Source organism: Nocardia sp. CA-119907, assembly GCF_050955995.1.
GTDB lineage: Bacteria > Actinomycetota > Actinomycetes > Mycobacteriales > Mycobacteriaceae > Nocardia.
This window is the reverse complement of sequence record NZ_CP192091.1, coordinates 5,811,747-5,829,891: the sequence shown is the minus strand read 5'-3', so window position 1 is coordinate 5,829,891 and position 18,145 is coordinate 5,811,747. Positions and strand designations below refer to the sequence as shown.

The 18,145-nt window shown below is 65.8% G+C and carries 16 protein-coding genes; 5 read left to right on the top strand and 11 right to left on the bottom strand.

Annotated features, from left to right (window positions below):
• Positions 1–13: 13 nt before the first annotated feature.
• Genes ACQP2D_RS25660 through ACQP2D_RS25630 form a run of 7 tightly spaced genes read right to left on the bottom strand, consistent with a single transcriptional unit; the run spans position 14 to position 8,314 of the window.
• Positions 14–2,134, bottom strand: coding sequence for an MMPL family transporter (locus ACQP2D_RS25660; RefSeq protein WP_433678465.1), 2,121 nt, complete (start codon positions 2,132–2,134; stop codon positions 14–16).
• Entirely contained in the window at positions 2,131–3,339 is a 1,209-nt protein-coding gene (locus ACQP2D_RS25655; RefSeq protein WP_433678464.1) for a peptide synthetase, read from the bottom strand. Before ACQP2D_RS25655 ends, ACQP2D_RS25660 begins: the two co-directional genes overlap by 4 nt.
• A complete protein-coding gene (locus ACQP2D_RS25650; RefSeq protein ID WP_433678463.1) occupies positions 3,336–4,382 on the bottom strand; it encodes an NAD-dependent epimerase/dehydratase family protein in 1,047 nt (348 codons plus the stop codon). Before ACQP2D_RS25650 ends, ACQP2D_RS25655 begins: the two co-directional genes overlap by 4 nt.
• The gene (locus ACQP2D_RS25645; protein WP_433678462.1) at positions 4,379–4,675 is read right to left on the bottom strand and encodes a hypothetical protein; all 297 of its coding nucleotides are present in this window, start codon (positions 4,673–4,675) and stop codon (positions 4,379–4,381) included. Before ACQP2D_RS25645 ends, ACQP2D_RS25650 begins: the two co-directional genes overlap by 4 nt.
• Entirely contained in the window at positions 4,672–6,345 is a 1,674-nt protein-coding gene (locus ACQP2D_RS25640) for a fatty acid CoA ligase family protein (protein WP_433678461.1), read from the bottom strand. Before ACQP2D_RS25640 ends, ACQP2D_RS25645 begins: the two co-directional genes overlap by 4 nt.
• Positions 6,342–7,256: a hypothetical protein gene (locus ACQP2D_RS25635; protein WP_433678460.1), complete on the bottom strand. Its 915-nt coding sequence runs from the start codon at positions 7,254–7,256 to the stop codon at positions 6,342–6,344. The genes ACQP2D_RS25640 and ACQP2D_RS25635 overlap by 4 nt, the downstream gene beginning before the upstream one ends.
• A gap of 8 nt (positions 7,257–7,264) precedes the next feature.
• Positions 7,265–8,314, bottom strand: coding sequence for a 3-oxoacyl-ACP synthase III family protein (locus ACQP2D_RS25630; RefSeq protein WP_433678459.1), 1,050 nt, complete (start codon positions 8,312–8,314; stop codon positions 7,265–7,267).
• Positions 8,315–8,652: 338 nt separating this feature from the next.
• Between ACQP2D_RS25630 and ACQP2D_RS25625 the strand changes: the two genes are divergently transcribed.
• Complete coding sequence (locus ACQP2D_RS25625; RefSeq protein WP_433678458.1) at positions 8,653–10,146, top strand: flavin-containing monooxygenase; 1,494 nt, start codon at positions 8,653–8,655, stop codon at positions 10,144–10,146.
• 5 nt (positions 10,147–10,151) lie between these two features.
• Here the strand turns inward: ACQP2D_RS25625 and ACQP2D_RS25620 are convergent, their stop codons facing one another.
• A complete protein-coding gene (locus ACQP2D_RS25620; protein WP_433678457.1) occupies positions 10,152–10,820 on the bottom strand; it encodes a TetR/AcrR family transcriptional regulator in 669 nt (222 codons plus the stop codon).
• A gap of 105 nt (positions 10,821–10,925) precedes the next feature.
• Here ACQP2D_RS25620 and ACQP2D_RS25615 point away from each other — a divergent pair, with 105 nt between their 5' ends.
• Together ACQP2D_RS25615 and ACQP2D_RS25610 are read left to right on the top strand one after the other, a co-directional pair.
• Positions 10,926–11,795 carry a metal-dependent hydrolase gene (locus tag ACQP2D_RS25615; protein WP_433678456.1) on the top strand — a complete coding sequence of 290 codons (870 nt, stop codon included), beginning with the start codon at positions 10,926–10,928 and terminating at the stop codon, positions 11,793–11,795.
• The gene (locus ACQP2D_RS25610) at positions 11,792–12,859 is read left to right on the top strand and encodes a PDR/VanB family oxidoreductase (protein WP_433678455.1); all 1,068 of its coding nucleotides are present in this window, start codon (positions 11,792–11,794) and stop codon (positions 12,857–12,859) included. The genes ACQP2D_RS25615 and ACQP2D_RS25610 overlap by 4 nt, the downstream gene beginning before the upstream one ends.
• A 4-nt stretch (positions 12,860–12,863) precedes the next feature.
• On the opposite strand, the gene ACQP2D_RS25605 is transcribed toward ACQP2D_RS25610, so the two are convergent.
• A complete protein-coding gene (locus tag ACQP2D_RS25605) occupies positions 12,864–13,556 on the bottom strand; it encodes a TetR/AcrR family transcriptional regulator (RefSeq protein WP_433678454.1) in 693 nt (230 codons plus the stop codon).
• Positions 13,557–13,719: 163 nt separating this feature from the next.
• On the opposite strand from ACQP2D_RS25605, the gene ACQP2D_RS25600 reads away from it, so the two are divergent.
• Both ACQP2D_RS25600 and ACQP2D_RS25595 read left to right on the top strand, forming a co-directional pair.
• A complete protein-coding gene (locus ACQP2D_RS25600) occupies positions 13,720–15,291 on the top strand; it encodes a succinic semialdehyde dehydrogenase (RefSeq protein ID WP_433678453.1) in 1,572 nt (523 codons plus the stop codon).
• Positions 15,292–15,330: 39 nt separating this feature from the next.
• Positions 15,331–16,161 carry an SDR family oxidoreductase gene (locus ACQP2D_RS25595; protein ID WP_433678452.1) on the top strand — a complete coding sequence of 277 codons (831 nt, stop codon included), beginning with the start codon at positions 15,331–15,333 and terminating at the stop codon, positions 16,159–16,161.
• A gap of 68 nt (positions 16,162–16,229) precedes the next feature.
• Here ACQP2D_RS25595 and ACQP2D_RS25590 read toward each other — a convergent pair whose 3' ends face one another.
• Both ACQP2D_RS25590 and ACQP2D_RS25585 read right to left on the bottom strand, forming a co-directional pair.
• Positions 16,230–17,033, bottom strand: a complete 804-nt coding sequence (locus ACQP2D_RS25590) for a putative protein N(5)-glutamine methyltransferase (protein ID WP_433678451.1) — start codon at positions 17,031–17,033, stop codon at positions 16,230–16,232.
• 135 nt (positions 17,034–17,168) lie between these two features.
• Positions 17,169–18,008, bottom strand: coding sequence for a YdcF family protein (locus ACQP2D_RS25585; RefSeq protein WP_433678450.1), 840 nt, complete (start codon positions 18,006–18,008; stop codon positions 17,169–17,171).
• Between the last annotated feature and the right edge of the window lie 137 nt (positions 18,009–18,145).

Sequence of the window (18,145 nt, the reverse complement as noted above, 5' to 3'; positions counted from 1 at the left end):
GATCGACCGATGCTCACGAAGCCGATGGCGCGCGATGCTTCTCGACCACCGTGACAACCGGCCGGTGCCGCCGACCGGCACCGGGCAACCACCAATTCGCCCGCCCCATCAGCTTCACCAAGGCGGGCACCAACAGCATTCGCACCAGCGTCGCGTCGATGATGAGGGCGATGATCATGCCGATGCCGAGGAATCGCATCGGCGTCAGCGGTGACAGCGTGAACGCGCCCGTCACGAATACGAGCAGGGTGGCGGCCGCGGTGATCACCCGCGCGGTCCGCACGGTGCCGATGCGCACCGACCATGCGGTGTCGGCCCCGGCATTGTGGGCCTCGACCATGCGCGAGAGCAGGAAAACCTCATAGTCGGTGGACAATCCGAAGACCACCGACACGATCAGCACCACCATGCCAGCGGCCAGTGGTCCCGGGCTGATGCCGAGCGGCCCGGCGAGGTGACCGTCGTAGAAGATCCAGGTCAGGATGCCGAAGGTGGCGGCAAGACTGAGGAAAGCCATTGCGACGGCCTTGAGCGGCAATACGATCGAGCGGAATGCCGCCAGCAGCAGCGCCACGGTCGCGGTCACCATGACCAGCACCATCCCCGGCAGCCGCGACACGATCGAAGCAACACTGTCCAGGGTCGCCGCGGTATCCCCGCCGACCTGAAGTGTCGTCGCCGCAGGGGGATCGAGTCCGCGAATCGCCTCGACCGCCGCGGTGGCGGTCGCGCTGCGATCCGGTGCCGTCAAGAACGCGTGCAGCACAACGAAATCCTGGTCGCGCCCGACCTGCAGCACCTGGCGCACTCCGGCCACCGCGCTGATTTCGTGAGTGGCGGATTCGACCGCCGCCATAGTGGGCACATTTCCGTCGATACCGCGCAGTACTGCGGTGATGCCACTGCTGGCGGCGGGGAACTGCGCGGTGAGTTCCTCGACGGTCGTCCGCATCTCATTGCCAGCGGGCAGCGCCCGATGGTCGACATCGCCGAGTTTCAGCCCGAAAAGCGGTGTGGCGAGTGCGAGTAGCAGGGTGCCGACCACCACGGTCACGATCCCAGGCCGTCGCAGCACCGCGTCCACCACACGGCCCCACACGCGTTCGGTCCGTTCGTGTGTCCCGGCCTGCCCGATGCGGGCACCGAACAGCGCCAGCATCGCGGGCAGCACCGTCAGCGAGAGTGCGGCAGCCAGCGCCACCGCCGCTATCGCGCCGAACCCCAACGACCGCAGCACCGCTTGCGGATAGACGAACGTCCCCGCGAACGCGCAGATCAGCAGCAGTGCGGAGAATGCGATGGTGCGACCGGCGGTGGCGTAGGTACGTTCGATCGCCGTCGCGATATCGTGCCCGTCGGCGACCTCCTCACGGAATCGCGTGACCAGGAACAGGCCGTAGTCGATGGCCATTCCGAGGCCGAGCAGTGAGGCGATATTCAGCGCGAACGTACTCACCTCGGTGAATTCGGTGAGTACCCGAATCGTGCCCATTGCACCGAGTACCGCGAGCAGGCCGACCGCCACCGGCATGGCGGCGGCGATGGCTCCGCCGAACAGCAACACCAGGATGAGCAGCGTGATCGGCAGCGAAATCGATTCCGCCACAATGAGATCGTGCTCGGATCGGTGGTTGATCGCATCGGCCAGCGCGCTGTAGCCGGACAACTGCGTGCGGATTCCCGGAACTCGCAGTCCCGCTTCGATATCCGGATACGCGCGCATCCGGGCGTTATCGTCACCGGCGGTGAACACCACGGCGAGGGCCTGCCGGTTATCGGCGGAGTGCAGTAAGCCCTTGCGCGGCGGCACGCTGTTCCAGTACGTCTCGATCGGGCGAGCCAGCAGCGTCGCATCGATCCGGCCGAGCGCCTGCTGCACGCGCGGCCCGATATCGTCGAGTGTCTGCCCGTCCGGCACGGTGTAGAGCGCGACCACATCCGGGTTCTGCGGCCCGAAGTGCTGGCGGACGAGTTGATCGACCATTGTCGATTCGCTGTGCGGATCGCTGTACCCACCGACGCTGACCCGGTCGGTGGTGCCGGTGCCGAGCAGGCCGAGCAGCAGGACCGCACCGACGACAACGGCCAGCACCGCGCGCGGGTGTGCGCTCACGAAACGTGCGAAGGTCGTCATAGCGTCGCATTCGACAAGTCGCGCTCGAGCGTGGTGGCGATGTAGTCCAGCAGCGCCTCCAAGCGCGCCTCGACGCCTTCACCATTGCGGCACGACACCGTGATATCGGTGGTTCCGCCGTACTCCACGATGCCGAACAGCATCGGCATGATCCCGGTGTGCTGCGGCAGTACCCGCGCCGCGGTTGCGGTGAAACCCGGCCCGCTGAGCTCGTCGAGTTCGAATCTGCCCGTATGCGAGAGGGTGGCCGAGACGATATTCCGGTTCAGCCGCGATCCGACCCAGTTGGCCGTCCGCAGCACAGCCCGCACGACGAATGGCGGCCAGTGCGAAAGTCCGCCGTTGTCCAGCTGATTCAGCTCGCGGTTCTCCTGCAGACCAATGCGTTTCTCCGCGTTGATGACCCGCCAATCCGCACCCGGCTCCACGTCGAGGAACAGCGGCAGCGCGAGGTTGGCTGTGGAGCGGATGCCCGGTGCGTGCCGCCGCATATCGACCGGAATCAGGAAGCGGGACTTGGCGCCCGCCGCGGTCGCCAATATGGCGGCCACCCGGGCGACGGTGCCCTTGCCGGTCACGGGTATGGACCGATTGCGGAGTAACCAGGGTGATGCCGCGGGGTCCTGGCGGCCGCATCCGGCCGGGGACGGGAATACCGGAAGGACGAGGGTCGCTCGCCCCGGCGCACCGAGGCGCGCGACGAGGTCGGCATCCGTGGTGGGATCGGGAGCGCCGAGTGGTTCCTCACCGCGCAATGCCCGGAACACATCCATGACCCACATGCGCACGCCCATACCGTCCATCGCGCCGTGGAATACCCGGAATACGATGGTGACCGGATCGCCGGTCAGCAAGAGCACCTCGCAGGTGCGGTCCGGGCTCGGCCCGATCGGGCTGTTGAGGATCGGATCGTTCTCCAGCGCAGGGTAATTCAAGGTGCCGCCGGGCACGATCCGCACCGCTGCGGGGGCACCGCTGTCGATCCAGTACTTGCCATCGCGCACCAGCCGGGACCCCGGATCGGCCGCCGACGCGATATTCACGGCTCGTTGCAATTCGGCCGCTCGGATGGGGCCCGTACCGGTGATGGCGAGTTGCATCAGGAACGGCGGATTCAGCTCGCGCGTGGCGAAGTACAGGCGCTCGGTGGGCGAGATCGGACGACGAAAGACATTGTCGGTGTGCACTATTGCCTTCGAAGTCATCGCAATGCCTTGGTGAGTTCGACAATGCCGCCCTGTGTTTCGAGCCAGTCCTTGAAGGTCGCGATGCCGGTATCGCGATCGATGACGGGCCGGTAGCCGAAATCGCGTGCCGCCGCGCCGGTGTCATAGGTGGCGCTGCGGGTCATCAGCGCCACGGTGTAGCGCGACAGCGGGGGCGACCAGCGCGTCGCGATGGCCGGGATCTGCCAGACCGTTTCGATGACGCGCACCAAGCCGTTGATCACGCGCGGATTCGGCTTCCTGGTCGGCGGCCGGTAGCCGAGATCCATGGCCACCGCGCCGAGGAACTGCCACACATTGGTCTGCTCGGCATCGGCGATGAAATACGCCTTGCCGCCCACCGCGTCCGAGCCGATCACCTTGACACAGGCGTCGACGATATTGTCGACGTGGCACAGCGAGGCGAAAACATCGCGTCCGAACGACAGATCCGGCAGCTTGCCCGCGGCCGTCCGACCGAGCAATCGCACGATCGGACCGGACCGATCGCCCGCACCCCAGATCGCCCGCGGCCGCAGCGCGCAGGTGGTGAATCCCGATGCGTCCATGGCGAGTACGGCGCGCTCGGCGGCCGCCTTGGTCTCGGAATACAGGTTCAGATAGCGCCGCGGATATGGCACCGATTCGTCGATATCGAGCTGATCGCCGCCGTCGTAGCTCATCAGCGCGCTGGGACTGGAGATGAACACGAAACGCGAAGCGCCACCGCGCCGCGCGGATTCCAGCAGTCGCTCGGTGGCCCGAACGTTCTCCTCCCAGAACTGCTCTCGGGTGCCGCGCTCGTCGACCCTTGCGGCACTGTGGAATACCACATCGACGCCATTGGTGGCCCGTGCCAGCGACAGTCCGTCGGCGAGATCGCCGTAGACCACTTGGACCTGGTCGACGGCCGCGCCGAGATCGGTCAGATCGCTACTGCGCCGGACCAGGATCGCGACATCGTGTTGGCCATCGCGGACGAGTCGGCGTACCAGCGCACCGCCGAGAAATCCGGAGGCACCGGTTACCAGCACCTTACTCATTGCGTGTCCTCCGCTCTTCTGTGGTCCCGGCCGGTCTGGGTCCGCCACCAGGTCATGCCGAAGATCTGGGTCAGCACCACCGTCTGGACCCTGGAACGCCCCGAACCCTCGGCCGCCCGCAGTGCCGCCGGGATCTGCGCCGCGTGCACCACGAAGCTCAGGAATGCGTCGATCCACCAAATGCCACGCAGAACAGGGCTTTCCGGGATTCGATTCGTTGCGGCCGCGGCGACGCCACCGGCCAGATACAGCCAACCCAGGACGGGAATCGCCCGCAGCACAGTCGCCTTCATCGCTTCACCCCGAGTTGTTCGGTCGCCCACACCGACAGCTGCTCGCGTCCGATCTTGGCGTTGTGCCGGATATCCACCGGGAATTTCGGGTGCACGAGGAAGTCGGCGATCGTGCGGGTCAGCTCCGATTCGGCCGCGCGGGCCCGCAGCCCGGCCTCGACGGTCGTGGCATCGGCATCCGAGCGCAACTCCACACACAGGACGGGCCGCTGAGCGTCCCGCTCGCCGACACCGACCAGGGCTGTCCGGGCGACGCCCGCAACGGTATTGAAGATCTGCTCGACCTGCACGGTGAACATCGGCCCCTGCGGGGTGAGCACCCGCTGACTCTTGCGCCCGCAGAACCAGATCCGCCCCTGCTCGTCGATCCAGGCCAGATCTCCGGTGCGATGCCAGATCACCGTGCCGTCGATAATCTTGCCCTGCGCGTTCGCCTGCTCCGGCCAGTAGTAACGCGTGCTGACATTCGGCCCGGCGACGACGAGTTCGCCGATGCCACGCGAGTTCTCGAGTTGGCCAGCGATCGCTTCGGCCCGCTGCCAGGTCGGAATCGGGTCGTCGGTAATGGCGACGATCCTGGCCCGCACCCGCTCGGCGGGCCGCCCGATACAGGTACCGGCACCGCGATGGGTGCGCTCGATCAAACCATCGAACAATTCCCGTGATTCGATGGTGGACATCGGCAATGCCTCGGTGGAGCCATACCCCGCGTACACCCGGGCATCCTCGGGGAGTACCGTGCGCAGTCCGGCGATACACCAGTCGGGGACCGGAGCGCCGCCGGAATAGATGCTGCTCAACGACTTCAGCTCCGTCGGCTGCTGTTCGAGGCGGCGCAACAGCGGGATCAGCACGGCGGGCGAGGCGAACATGGTGCGCACGCCGAACCGCTCGACCGCGTCCACGATATCCCTGGGATCGGTCGAACCGACCTGGCTCGGGATCAGTGGCGGCAGCACACACCGCGCACCGAGCAGCAGATCGAGAATGCCGACCAGCGGCAGCGTGATCAGCGAGGTGTCCGGTTCGATATGCCCGCGTGCCGCATGGACCTGTTCGATCATGGCCGCGAGGTTCCCGTGCGTCATCTCGACGGCCTTGGCGGGTCCGGTGCTACCCGTGGTGAACCCGATCACCAGCAGATCGCCGTCCGCGGCGGGTTTGCGAAGGGGTGCGACCCCGGCGGGTGTGGTGCCCCAATCCCGCAGTGCCGCACCGCCCCAGAACCAGCGCTTTCCGACGGTGACGGCGGTGTGGACCCGGCGGAAGCTGCGCCGGAACAACACCCGCAACGCATGCGCCTGCGGTATCCCGATGAATGCCTCGGCTTCCACGGCCCGCAAGCACCGCAACATCTTTCGCACACCCATGCCGGGATCGATGACCACCGGCACCGCGCCGATCTTCAGCAGCCCGAACATCACCGCGTAAAGCTCCGGGCCCGGCAGCACCAGCACGATGGTGCGCGTGCCGGTCCCGACACCGGATGCGGTCAACCGCTCGGCGATGGTGTCGGACCACCGGTCGAGCTCCCGATAGGAAATCGTGCGATAGTCGGGCAGGCCCTCGGGATTGCGCCCCTGCGGGAAGATCACCGCCGCGCGATTCGGTTCCGCGCGCGCGAACGCGCGGAACCGGTCGATGGGCTGCCAGTAGGTCGGCGTCGTCACGCGGGCGTCCCCGCCAGCACCGGCAGCCGGTAGAGCACGGCCGCGGCCGATGGCCCCGCACCCGCCGCCACGAACAGCACGTGGGTGTGCGCCGCGAACGATTGCTCGGTGACCGCCCGGTGATAGGCCAGTGGCAGTGCCGCGGTGTGCGGATCGCCTTCGGACAGATCGGCGGTCCGCACCGAATCCGCCTCGATACCAAGGGTCTCCGCGAGCCGAATCGGGAATTCGGTGCTCGGGGTCGACGCGATGAGCGCGGTGCTCGACAGGTCGGAATGCCCGGCCTCGGCGAGTGCGGCTTGCGCGGCGTCGACGGCGACGTTCAACAGTCGGTCCTCGAAGCCCGGTTCGCGGACCACTGTCATCAGGCCGCGTCCGACCGTACCCATGGTCGCGGTGTCCACGAACGACTCCACGGCGGGCGTACCAGCGCCCCGGGCGATATGTACCCGACCGAACCCGACGGGTTCCTCGGTGCGCTCCAGCAGCAGCGCGGCACCCGAAGTGGCATAGGGGAATTCGGTATCGGCCGCCGAGCGGGTGAGTGAGGGATGGGTATCGCCGGAGACGATCAGCACGTGCTCGGCGCTGCCGGTCTCCAGGATCGACGTCGCCACCTGGACGGCGTTGAGCACGCCGACCGCGCCGTTCATGAGATCGAAGGAGAAGGTCCGCGGATCGTCCTCGTCGTATTCGAGCCCGATACCCGCCGCCTTCTGGATCAATGCGGACACGGCCGGTTCGACGGTGTTGGAGTCACGGAATATCCCGGCGTTGATGAACACCCCGACCTGGTCGGGACGCACACCAACGCGCTCCAGACTTTCCCGCGCCGCGCGAGCGCTGTGCTCGACGATGCTGTTGGTGTCCTTGGCCCGGCTGGTTCCGGTGGACTTGATGCGCACGCCCATGGCTGACCTCAGACCTTCAGGGAGGAGATGGTGGTGGACAGGAAGCCGGTCACGACGCCGGAGGCCGCGGGGATCATCAGCAGTTTGGATCCGGAGGGCAGCTTCTGATCGCTGAGCTGGTCGTGCAGCACGATGAAATGTGAAGTGGTCGAGGTGTTTCCGTACTTCTCGAGCACCCGCAGATCCGGCGGCATCGGCACACCGAACTCCCGCTCGCCGATCGCGGCCAGCCACGGGAGCGCGGCCGCGCCGAACTGGTGGTGAATGATGTAGTCGAACTTCTCGTCGGCGAAGGTCCTACCGCGCGCCTCCAGATAGTTGCGCTGGGTGTCGGTCCACAGCACGAACCGATCCTCGTTGTGCATCTTGCGGTTGTCGGTATACAGCGCGACACCCTGGGTCTTATCGCTCGGCATGCCCAGGCACAGATGCGAATGTTCGGAGGCGGTCATCAATTCGATGTAGTGGATCTTGTCGGCATCGTCGACCGCCCGGTCGAGCACGATCGCACAACCGGAATCGCCGACCGACAGCGAGGCGAATTGCAGATCATATTTCTCGGAAATCTCGTTCACCGCGGTATCGGCAATGGGAGTAATGGCCTCACCACTCACCACCATGCCATTTCGTACCACACCAGAACGGATCATCCGATCGAGAATGTAGGTTCCGGTCAGCATTCCGGCGCAGGCATTGGAAATATCGAAGGTAATGGCTTTATCGGCACCGAGCCGGGTGCCGATCGAGGCGGCGAACGACGGCTCCATGTACATCCGGGTGCCGTTCCTGCTGCGTGTGATGGAGGTCGAGATGATCACGTCGAGATCCGCCGCAGCATACTGTGACCTGGAAAGACAGTCCTGCGCCGCGTTGATCGCGAGAACGAATGAATCCTCGTAGCTGTCCGGTCGGGTGTCGTGGACGCGGCGCTCCCGCACTCCCGTGATCCGTTCGAGATCGAACGACGGGGGTTCGGCGAGCCTGGAGATCAGCTCCTCGGTAGAGACGATATTCGAGGGGAGATACGCGCCGATGGATTCGAACCGAGAATGCGACACTTGCGCTCCTGGAAAACGTTGATCAATACGGTTCCGGATCGTCTCTGATCGTCGGTGCGACCGAACGCTACCGGACGGTAACCAGCAATGGGTATGGACAGTTCGGGTGAATCCTTCTGGGACAGGCGAACTTTCGCGGCTACGCTGGGGTGATGCGCGATAGATGTGAGTGACCTCACTGCACTTCGCGCACTTGAGAACCGGTCGGTTTTGGTCGCCTGTCCAAGGCGTGGATCAGGGGCTTGTTCTCGAAGACTAGAGGTCACCGATAGGCTGGAGACGACGTCGGTGCGCATCGGCGTCATGCCGCAACCGCCGAATATCGGAGGATGAGAGCTATGACGACCGCTGGCGAGCACGTCGACGTGCTCATCGTCGGTGCCGGACTGTCCGGGATAGGTGCGGCGTATCACCTGCGGCGGGCATTCCCGCGGCGGACCTACGCGATTCTGGAAAGCCGCGATGCGATCGGCGGAACCTGGGATCTGTTCCGCTATCCGGGAATTCGCTCCGATTCGGATATGTACACCCTGGGCTACCGCTTCCGGCCGTGGCTGGGGGAGATGTCGATCGCCGACGGTGACGACATCCTCGACTATGTGCGTGCCACCGCCGCCGAGAGCGGTATCGAGCGGCATATTCGGTTCCGGCATCGGGTGGTCGGCGCCGAATGGTCAGCGCGGGACAACCGGTGGACGGTGCGCGCCGAACGGACCGATACCGGCGAAACCGTCACGCTCACTGCCGGATTCCTGTTCTGCTGTTCCGGCTACTACCGCTACGACGAGGGCTACACCCCGGAATTCGCGGGCACCGAGCGGTTCGCCGGGCCGATCATCCATCCGCAACATTGGCCGCGCGATCTCGATGTCGCGGGCAAGCGGGTGGTGCTGATCGGCAGCGGCGCAACCGCGGTCACCCTCGGGCCCGCGCTGACCGAGCAGGGTGCGCACGTGACGATGCTGCAACGCTCACCGAGCTACATCATCTCCGCACCCGCCCGCGACGGTCTCGCCATCAAGGCGCGCAAATTCCTGCCGGCCCGCATCGCCTACGCGGTGGCGAGGGCCAAGAACGTGGCACTGGCCACTGCGATATACCAACTGAGCCAACGGTATCCGGAATCCATGCGCAAGCGGATCAAGGGCTGGCAGCGGCGCTGGCTGCCCGAGGGCTTCGATATCGACACACACTTCACTCCCACCTATAACCCTTGGGATCAGCGACTGTGCCTGGCACCCAACGGAGATTTCTTCCGGGCCATTCGCAAGGGGCGGTTGGATATCGTGACCGATAAGGTGGCGACGTTCACCGAGACCGGTCTGGCCCTCGCCTCCGGCGCCACCCTCGACGCCGATATCGTCATCACCGCAACGGGTTTGAACCTACTCGCCTTCGGCGGCATCGAACTCGCGGTCGACGGGCGGCCGGTGAAACTTCCGGAGCACATGGCCTATAAGGCGATGATGCTATCCGACGTGCCGAACTTCGCGTACATCATCGGCTACACCAACGCCTCGTGGACGCTGAAGGCGGATCTGGTGTGCGAGTATGTCGTTCGGCTACTACGCCATATGGACGACAACGGATACGACCGCTGTACGCCGGTGCGCGATCCGTCCGTCGGCGCGACATCGCTGTTCCTGAATTTCAACCCGGGGTATGTGCAGCGCGCCGCGAGCCAATTCCCGATCCAGGGCACCAAGGCGCCGTGGCGCCTACGCATGAACTACCTACGCGATGTGGTGACGCTGCGCCACGGGCGGATCACCGACAGCGCGATGGTGTTCGAGCGGGCGCGGGATCGGGATCCGGTGTCGACGCAGACGTAGCCGGATCAGTGCGTCTGCTGGGCGGTTGACGATCGTGCGGTCGCGATATTGCGCAGCACGGTGGTCGCGTGGTCGTCGAAGCGTTCCCGCGGGACGGCGATGGTGCCATCCAGCCACGGGCGATACATGTACGCCATCGCCCCGAAGATGGCGTTCGAGTTGAGGCTGTTCTCGAACTCGTCCGGCATGGATTGCGCTCCGTCGGCCAGTGTGATCGTCAACGCGATCGGGGCGGTGAACAGTTCGATGAGTTCGTTGCCCCGGTCGCCGAGCACCCGCGTGGCCTGCGATTCCACGAACATGATCTGGCCGCGCCGACGATCCTCCAGCAAATAATCGGTGAACGCCGAAATGGCGTGCCGGAACAATTGCTGGGGTTCGGTGGGCGCGGTGGCCAGCGCCGCGAGCAGTCGTTCCTGCGCGCCGAGGACGACCGTCTCCAGCGCCGCGGTCAGCAGTTTGTCGAGATTCGGAAAGCTCTCATAGAAGTACCGCTCGGTTAGTCCGGCCTGTCGGCAAACCCCGCGCATGGAGATATCGGACGCTCCGATCGTGGCCATCAGTTCGATGGCGGCCTCGATGAGCTGTTCGCGGCGCGCGGCGATCCGGTCGGCCGGAGGCGTGCCGCGCCAGCGGCGCATGCCCGGTATCGATCCATCGGAGGCGTCGTTCATAGCTCGATCCTCCCATAGCGGGGAAGTTGACATCATGTGATGTTGACAGCATTTGATGTCGGCAATACATTGACGATCTACGGGACCAGACGTGAGGACCATCAGATGGGCACTACGTACGCCGATCAGGCTCATGCGATCAATGCGCGGGACGTCAGCTTCGACTTCGACTCGGTGCCGATGCACTACATCCCCGGTGAAGTCATGGCCACCCACATCATCAATGTCATGCATCTGGTGCTACCCGAAGGGGAGCGGGCCATGGCGCAGGCGCTGGCCGAGGCGCTGCCGCTGATCGATGATGAGCGTCTGCGGGAAGAGGTCCGCGGCTTCATCGGCCAGGAGACCATGCACGCCGGTTCGCACGAAAAGGCCCGTCGCCAATTGGAGCGGCTCGGTCTCGAGGTCGCTCCGATGGTGGATCGCATCGCCTGGTTGATCGACCGGGTGCTCGGCGACCACGGACTCTCCGGCCGGGCGAAGCACGAATGGCTCTGTGAGCGCCTTGCCCTGTTCGCCGGTATGGAGCACTACACCGCCGTCATCGGCGAATGGCTGCTGACCAATGACAAACTGGCGGCGAAGGGGATGCATCCGGCGATGCTGGATCTCATCCGCTGGCACGGTGCGGAGGAGGTCGAACATCGCAGCGTGGTCTACGACGCGTACATGCATCTCGACGGCGGTTACGCCCGCAAGGCGCGCCAGGCGCTGATCGCGAGTTCGGGACTGCTCGCGCTGTTCCTTATTTCGGCCGCCTATCTGTTCCATCGCGACCCATCGCCGAATAAGGGCAGGTGGTGGCCGCTCCAGGTGGCCAGTGCGTCACTGCGTGGCGTGATACCGAGTTTCACCACCTTCTTCACCGAGATTCCGCGCTACCTGCGGCCGGGATTCCATCCCTCGCAACTCGGTCCGATGGACAACGCACTGCGCTACCTCGCGCAGTCACCGGCAGCACGGGCAAACGCATGACCGCCGTGGAGCAGTTCCGGCCGGGGGCCGGGCTGCGGATGATCGCGTCGGCGGTGGACACCTACAAACGCGTCTTCACGGAAGGCAAAGCGGCGCAGCTGCTTTCGCGGCCACAGCCGGTGCGCCACACCGGCTACGACTTCGAGATGGCGGTCCTGGGGATCGAGGCCGAGGCCGAGGAGGTGGTCAGCCTGACGCTGTGTGATCCGGATGGCGCGGATCTGCCCGCCTGGACGCCGGGTGCCCATATCGATGTGTTCCTGCCCTCGGGTCGGCAGCGGCAGTACTCGCTCAACAGCGATCCCGATGATCGCAGCTGCTACCGAATCGCGGTGCGGTACATAGCCGGTGGCGACGGTGGCTCCCGGGAGATCCACGAGAGTCTGCGGGTCGGTGACCGGCTGCGGGTGCGCGGGCCGCGCAATGCCTTCCCGCTCATCGCCGCGCCGCAATATCTGTTCGTGGCCGGTGGCATCGGGATCACGCCGATCCTGCCGATGGTCACCGCCGCCGAGCGGGCCGGAATACCTTGGCGGCTTATGTATTTCGGGCGCTCGCGGACGCGGATGCCGTTCCTGTACGAGCTGGCCCGCTTCACCGGCGGTGATGTGGTGGTGCGTCCGGACGATGAATTCGGGGCCCCGGATCCGCGCATGATCTTCGAGCAGACACTGACCGGCGCCGCGGTGTACGTCTGTGGGCCACCGGCTTTGGCGGAGGCCGCGCGCAAGGTGCTGCTGCTGCACGATCCGACCGCTTCGCTGCATACCGAGCGGTTCTCGGCGACGCCGGTGTGCGATGGTGCCCCGTTCCGTATTCGGTTGCGCCGCAGTGGGACCCAAGTGGATGTCGCGGCCGACGAGTCCGCGCTGACCGCGATTCGGCGCGCCGTGCCCGGCGTGGCGTATTCCTGCCAGCAGGGCTTCTGCGGAACGTGTCGGGCGAGTGTGCTCTCCGGCGATGTCGAGCACCGGGACCGGGCGCTGCTGCCCGGCGAGCGAGACCACGCGATGATGACCTGCGTATCACGTTCTCGCGGTGGCGAAATCGAATTGGATATCTAGGGGCCTACTCCGCCGAGAAGATGCCGGGCAGTGTCATGGCGTATTCGAGGTCGGCGCGGGTGCCGAGCGTGGTCAGCAGCACGCGGATCATGGTAAGTCGTGCGGCGGCAACGGTTTCCGCGTCCGGCTCGGCGCCCGGTGCGGTGCCCGCGGAGATGCGATAGACCACGTACTCGCAAACGTGTAGCGCCGCATCGAGATCGAGCGGCGCGGGTACTGTGCGGCCGAGTTCGGTGAACGTTTCGCGCACCAGCGCGCGGATATCGTCGAGTGCCCGTTCGCGATAGGCCGATACCGGTGAGGCCGGGTCGTGCAGTTCGGCGAAGAGCGGTCGCAGCATCGCGCCGTGCCCGCGGGCCCAGCCGAGGTAGGCGTCGATGAGCCGGATACCGAGTTCGACCGGCTCGTCGGGGCCGGTCAGTGCCGTGCGGATGCCGTTGACGAGCCCGTCGTTCGAGGCGTCCAGCACGACGTGCAGCGGTTCGGTGGCATTGCCGAAATAGCGGTAGAAGGTCGGCCTGGCCAGTCCGGCCTGTTCGATGATCTGGGCGACGCTGAGCCCACGCGAGCCGCCGCGGGTGAATACCGCGGCGGTCGCGAGCACGATCCGGGCGCGGACCTCCTCGGCCTGCTCCTGGGTCTGCGGTGGCCGGCCGCGCCGCGCCGTGCCGTTGGTCTGGGATGTGTCAGCGGACACGGTGATGCCTCACAACTCGAAGCCTGACCTGTCTGTGTTCCACACCCGACAGCTTGACACGAGGCGTGGCCCGATGATTAATCTAACACCAGTGTTCAGGAAATGGTCGCGCCGTGCGTCCGCCGCTCCTGCCGCGTCCACCAGACCCATGAGAGGGCCGACAATGACGACCGCCCGCCAACTGGCCGAACCGACCGCCTTGCCCGCGTCCCTGGTGCAACCCCTGCTCGACCACGCGATCGCGGGCGGCGCAGCCTCGGTCGAGGTATTCGCGCCCGCGACCGGACGCAAGATCGCGGACCTGCCGCAGTCCTCGACCGGCGATATCGATGCCGCCTTCGCCACCGCGCGCACCGCGCAGCGGGAATGGGCCCGACGCTCGGTTCGCGAGCGGGTCGCGGTACTGCGCAAATTCCATGACATCGTGCTCGCCGAACAGGACACGATTCTCGATATCGTGCAGACCGAGACCGGTAAGTCCCGGGCGCACGCCTTCGACGAGGTCGGGGATGTCGCGGTCAATGCCAGGTACTACGCGTCGGTCGCGGAGAAGTTGCTGGCCACTCGCAAGCCGCGGGGTGTGCTGCCGCTGCTGACCCAGGTCGATGTGCGGCATCGGCCCAAGGGTGTGGTCGCGGTGATCTCGCCGTGGAACTATCCGCTCGCCTTGGCCGCTTCCGATGCGCTGCCCGCCTTGGCGGCCGGAAATGCCGTGGTCGCGCGGCCGGATAATCAGACGGCGCTGACCGCGCTGTGGGCGATCGATGCCGCGGAGCGGGCCGGACTGCCGTGCGGACTGTGGCAGGCGGTGCTCGGTCGCGGATCGGTGATCGGCGGCGAGGTGATCGCGCGGGCCGACTATGTCGACTACACCGGATCCAGCGCGACCGGCCGGACCATCGCACAGCAGGCCGGGGAGCGGCTGATCGGCTATTCGCTCGAACTCGGTGGCAAGAATCCGCTGCTGGTGCTCGCCGATGCGGATGTGTCCAGGGCGGCCAGGATCGCGATCCGGGCCTGCTTCGCATCGGCGGGGCAGCTGTGTGAGTCGATGGAGCGAATCTATGTGCACGACAAGGTCTATGACCGGTTCGTCAGCGAGTTCGTCGAACAGGTGCGGGCGATCGAATTGGGCGGTGGGCTCGATTTCGCCAGTGATATGGGGTCTTTGACATTCCAGCGCCAGCTGGACACGGTCTGTGCGCATGTCGATGATGCGGTGGCCAAGGGGGCACAGGTGCTGGCGGGTGGCAAGGCCCGCCCCGACCTGGGGCCGTACTTCTACGAGCCGACCGTGCTGGCCGGGGTGCGGCCCGGGATGACGGTGTACCGCGAGGAAACCTTCGGGCCGGTGGTCTCGATCTATCGCGTCGGCAGCGACGATGAGGCGGTCGAGCAGGCCAATGACACCGCCTATGGACTCAATGCGAGCGTCTGGACCAAAGATCTCGATCGAGGTCGCAAGGTGGCCGCGCGCATCAATGCGGGCTCGGTGAATGTGAACGAGGGCTTCATCGCGGCGTGGGGGAGTGCCGACGCGCCGTCGGGCGGGCTCGGCATATCGGGCACCGGGCGTCGGCACGGCCCCGAGGGCTTGCTGAAGTACATCGACACCCAGACGATCGCCGTGCAGCGACTACTGCCCATCGCGCCGCCGCGCGGGATGTCCGAGGAACTGTGGGCGAAAACGATGACGCTCTACTTCGGGGTCATGAAGGCGCTTCGCCAGAAGTAATTGCGCCAGAGGCTTTTTCGAGATTGATGAGGATTACGAATGAAACTGGATACGGTAGCGGATAAGAAGGTGCTGGTCACGGGTGCCGCGATGGGCCTGGGCAAGCTGTTCGCCGAACGCGCGGTGCGCGAGGGCGCGGCCGCGGTGGTGCTGTGGGATATCAACGAATCCGCGCTCGAGGAGACCGTGGCCGAATTGTCCGGACGCGGTGCGGCCGTTCACCACTATGTGGTCGACGTCGCCTCGCAGGAGTCCATCGCCGAGGCCGCCGCGGCGGTGCGCGGTGTGGTCGGCGATATCGATATCCTCGTCAACAACGCGGGCATCGTGCGCGGCAACAGTTACTTCTGGGAGACGGCCGACCGCACTGATATCGATAAGACGGTCGCGATCAATTCCCTTGCGCCGATGTACATTACGCTCGAATTCCTGCCCGCGATGGTGCGCGGCACGGGCGAGGCGCGGGTCATGACCATCGCGTCCTCGGCGGGTCTGGTCTCCAATCCGCGCATGAGTGTGTACGCGGCGTCGAAGTGGGCGGCGCTGGGGTGGTCGGATTCGGTGCGCATCGAGCTCGAGCAGGCGGGTCACGACCACGTGAAGGTCACCACGGTCTGTCCGACCTACATCAATACCGGAATGTTCGATGGCGCAAAGGGTTTCCTGTTCACGCCGATCCTGGAGCAGGATGATGTCGTCGATACCTCGTGGCGGGAAATGAAGGCGGGCAATCCGCTGGTGATCCTGCCGTGGACTTCGCGGCTCAATAAGGCGATCTCGGGCCTGCTGCCGATCAAAGTGCGTGATCTGTTCCTGAATTCGGTTGGCGTGTACCACTCGATGGACGAATTCACCGGCCGCAAAAAGTAGAGCGCGATACTGATCCGGAGCGGCTTCACGCGTTTCGAGGGGACCCGGCACATGTCGGGCCAACTTGCCTATTGCGCGGCGGGTCGGGTGCCGATGACGACGGTGGCGTAGAGCTCGTCCGATTCGGCGACTCGGCCGGTGAAGCCGTATTCGGCGAGGGCGGTGATCGCGTGCGGGGCTTGGGCTTCGCTGGCTTCGACCAGCAAATGACCGCCCGGGGCGAGCCAGGCGCGGGCGGCATCGATGACGCGGCGGAAGATGTCCAGGCCGTCGGGTCCGCCATCGAGGGCGGTGCGTGGCTCGTAGTCGCGTGCCTCGGGCGGCATCTGGGCGATCATCTCCGATGGCACGTACGGGGTATTCGCGAGCAAGATGTCGATGTGCCCGCGCAGTTCGTGGGGGAGCGGGTCGAACAGGTCGCCCTGGTAGACGGCCGCACCGATCGGAGTGAGATTGCGGCGGGCGCATTCGACCGCGGCGGGTTCGATATCGGCGGCGGCGAGGCTTATCCGTCGGCCCTCGGCCGCAAGGGTTTTCGCCAGGGCGAGACCCAATGCACCGGAACCGCAGCACATATCGACGACGACGGGGTGCTCGGTGGGGAGTGTGCGGGCGAGCTCGGCCGCCTCGTCGACGAGGAAGGCGGTGCGTTGGCGCGGTACGAAAACACCAGGGGCGACCGCGACGCGCAAACCGTGGAATTCGGTCCACCCGAGCAGGTATTCCAGGGGTGTTCCGGAAACCCGTTGCGCGACCAGATCCGCGAGATCGGCGCCGGTCTCCGCCGCGGCGGCGGCCAGCAGCCGCGCCTCGTCCTCGGCGAACACGCAGCCCGCCGCGCGCAGTTGCGCGACTACATCCCCGGTTGGCATCACCGGACATCCTGCCGTGCAGGTATTCGATCGGGCCAATCGATGTGCGTGGAAACCGGTCTGAGCTGCACTTTCATGCCGCGTTCTACTGCGCCGAAAGTGCGAGCTCACACCGGTGGTGCGCGTGGGGGGATCTCAGCGAGAGGTCGTGAGCTGGAAGGTGCGCGTCGCGTCGAGATAGATGCCGCGCTGCGCCTGCCTGGCGGGCGGTGGCAACTGCGATACCAGCTGCTCGAGTGAGGTGGTCGCCCCGATGACGCGCGTGCCCGCGACAATGAAGTCGGCCACCGCGCGCCGGATGTGATTCGGCGAGGTGACCACGACCGCGGAGTCCGCGCCGACATCCCGCAGCATCTTGGTGCTGAACAGCGCGTTCTGCACCGTTGATCCGGCCCGGTTCTCGACATTGATCCGGGAGGTCGGCAAACCCTTGCTGATCAGCCAGGAGCGCATCGCCTCGGCCTCGGTGATTCCGTTCTGCGGGTTGCCGCCGGTGACGATGATGGGTGAGAACGGCGAGGCGACCGCCTGCAACCAGGCCGCGGTCAGCCGGTTCACCAGCTCGGGGCGCAGCGTGCCATCCGGGAGCAAACCGTACCCCAGCACCACGATTCCGGTCTGCGGCCCGACGAGCGCGGGCAGCGGGTTCGGCAGTGTGCTGACGGCTGCGGTGATCGCGCCGAGCACATTATTGGTGCCCTGGGCCATATCCGGATTGACGGCGGTGAGGCGTGCTATCGAATCGGCCATGGCGGGCAGGTCATTGGCGTAGTTCGACCAGATCGCCTGCAGCGCCAAGGCCTCGGCGTCGCTCGGGTCCGCGGCGATCAGTTCCCGGAGCACGGCGCGTCCGGAGGCGTCGTCACCGTCGGTGAAGGCGCGCTGGGCGGAGTTGTAGAGGGCGTCGGTATTCGGCGCCGCGATGGCGGGCGCGCCGGTCAGTGCGGTGATGGTCGCGGCCGCGAACGCGGTCACGACCGATAGTTTCCAATGCCTCGAGATCTTCACTACAGTCGACACCTTTCCACGCGTGAAACGGGGTTTTCGGTAGGTCAGCTGGCGGTTAGCTGCGGGCAAGCATGCATTACGATACGGCTGGTACTGGCCGTAGT

Coding starts and splice junctions, on each gene's coding strand:
- ACQP2D_RS25660 (WP_433678465.1), bottom strand. CDS start 2,134: ATGACGACCTTCGCACGTTTCGTGAGCGCACACCCGCGCGCGGTGCTG.
- ACQP2D_RS25655 (WP_433678464.1), bottom strand. CDS start 3,339: ATGACTTCGAAGGCAATAGTGCACACCGACAATGTCTTTCGTCGTCCG.
- ACQP2D_RS25650 (WP_433678463.1), bottom strand. CDS start 4,382: ATGAGTAAGGTGCTGGTAACCGGTGCCTCCGGATTTCTCGGCGGTGCG.
- ACQP2D_RS25645 (WP_433678462.1), bottom strand. CDS start 4,675: ATGAAGGCGACTGTGCTGCGGGCGATTCCCGTCCTGGGTTGGCTGTAT.
- ACQP2D_RS25635 (WP_433678460.1), bottom strand. CDS start 7,256: ATGGGCGTGCGCATCAAGTCCACCGGAACCAGCCGGGCCAAGGACACC.
- ACQP2D_RS25625 (WP_433678458.1), top strand. CDS start 8,653: ATGACGACCGCTGGCGAGCACGTCGACGTGCTCATCGTCGGTGCCGGA.
- ACQP2D_RS25620 (WP_433678457.1), bottom strand. CDS start 10,820: ATGAACGACGCCTCCGATGGATCGATACCGGGCATGCGCCGCTGGCGC.
- ACQP2D_RS25615 (WP_433678456.1), top strand. CDS start 10,926: ATGGGCACTACGTACGCCGATCAGGCTCATGCGATCAATGCGCGGGAC.
- ACQP2D_RS25610 (WP_433678455.1), top strand. CDS start 11,792: ATGACCGCCGTGGAGCAGTTCCGGCCGGGGGCCGGGCTGCGGATGATC.
- ACQP2D_RS25600 (WP_433678453.1), top strand. CDS start 13,720: ATGACGACCGCCCGCCAACTGGCCGAACCGACCGCCTTGCCCGCGTCC.
- ACQP2D_RS25595 (WP_433678452.1), top strand. CDS start 15,331: ATGAAACTGGATACGGTAGCGGATAAGAAGGTGCTGGTCACGGGTGCC.
- ACQP2D_RS25590 (WP_433678451.1), bottom strand. CDS start 17,033: ATGCCAACCGGGGATGTAGTCGCGCAACTGCGCGCGGCGGGCTGCGTG.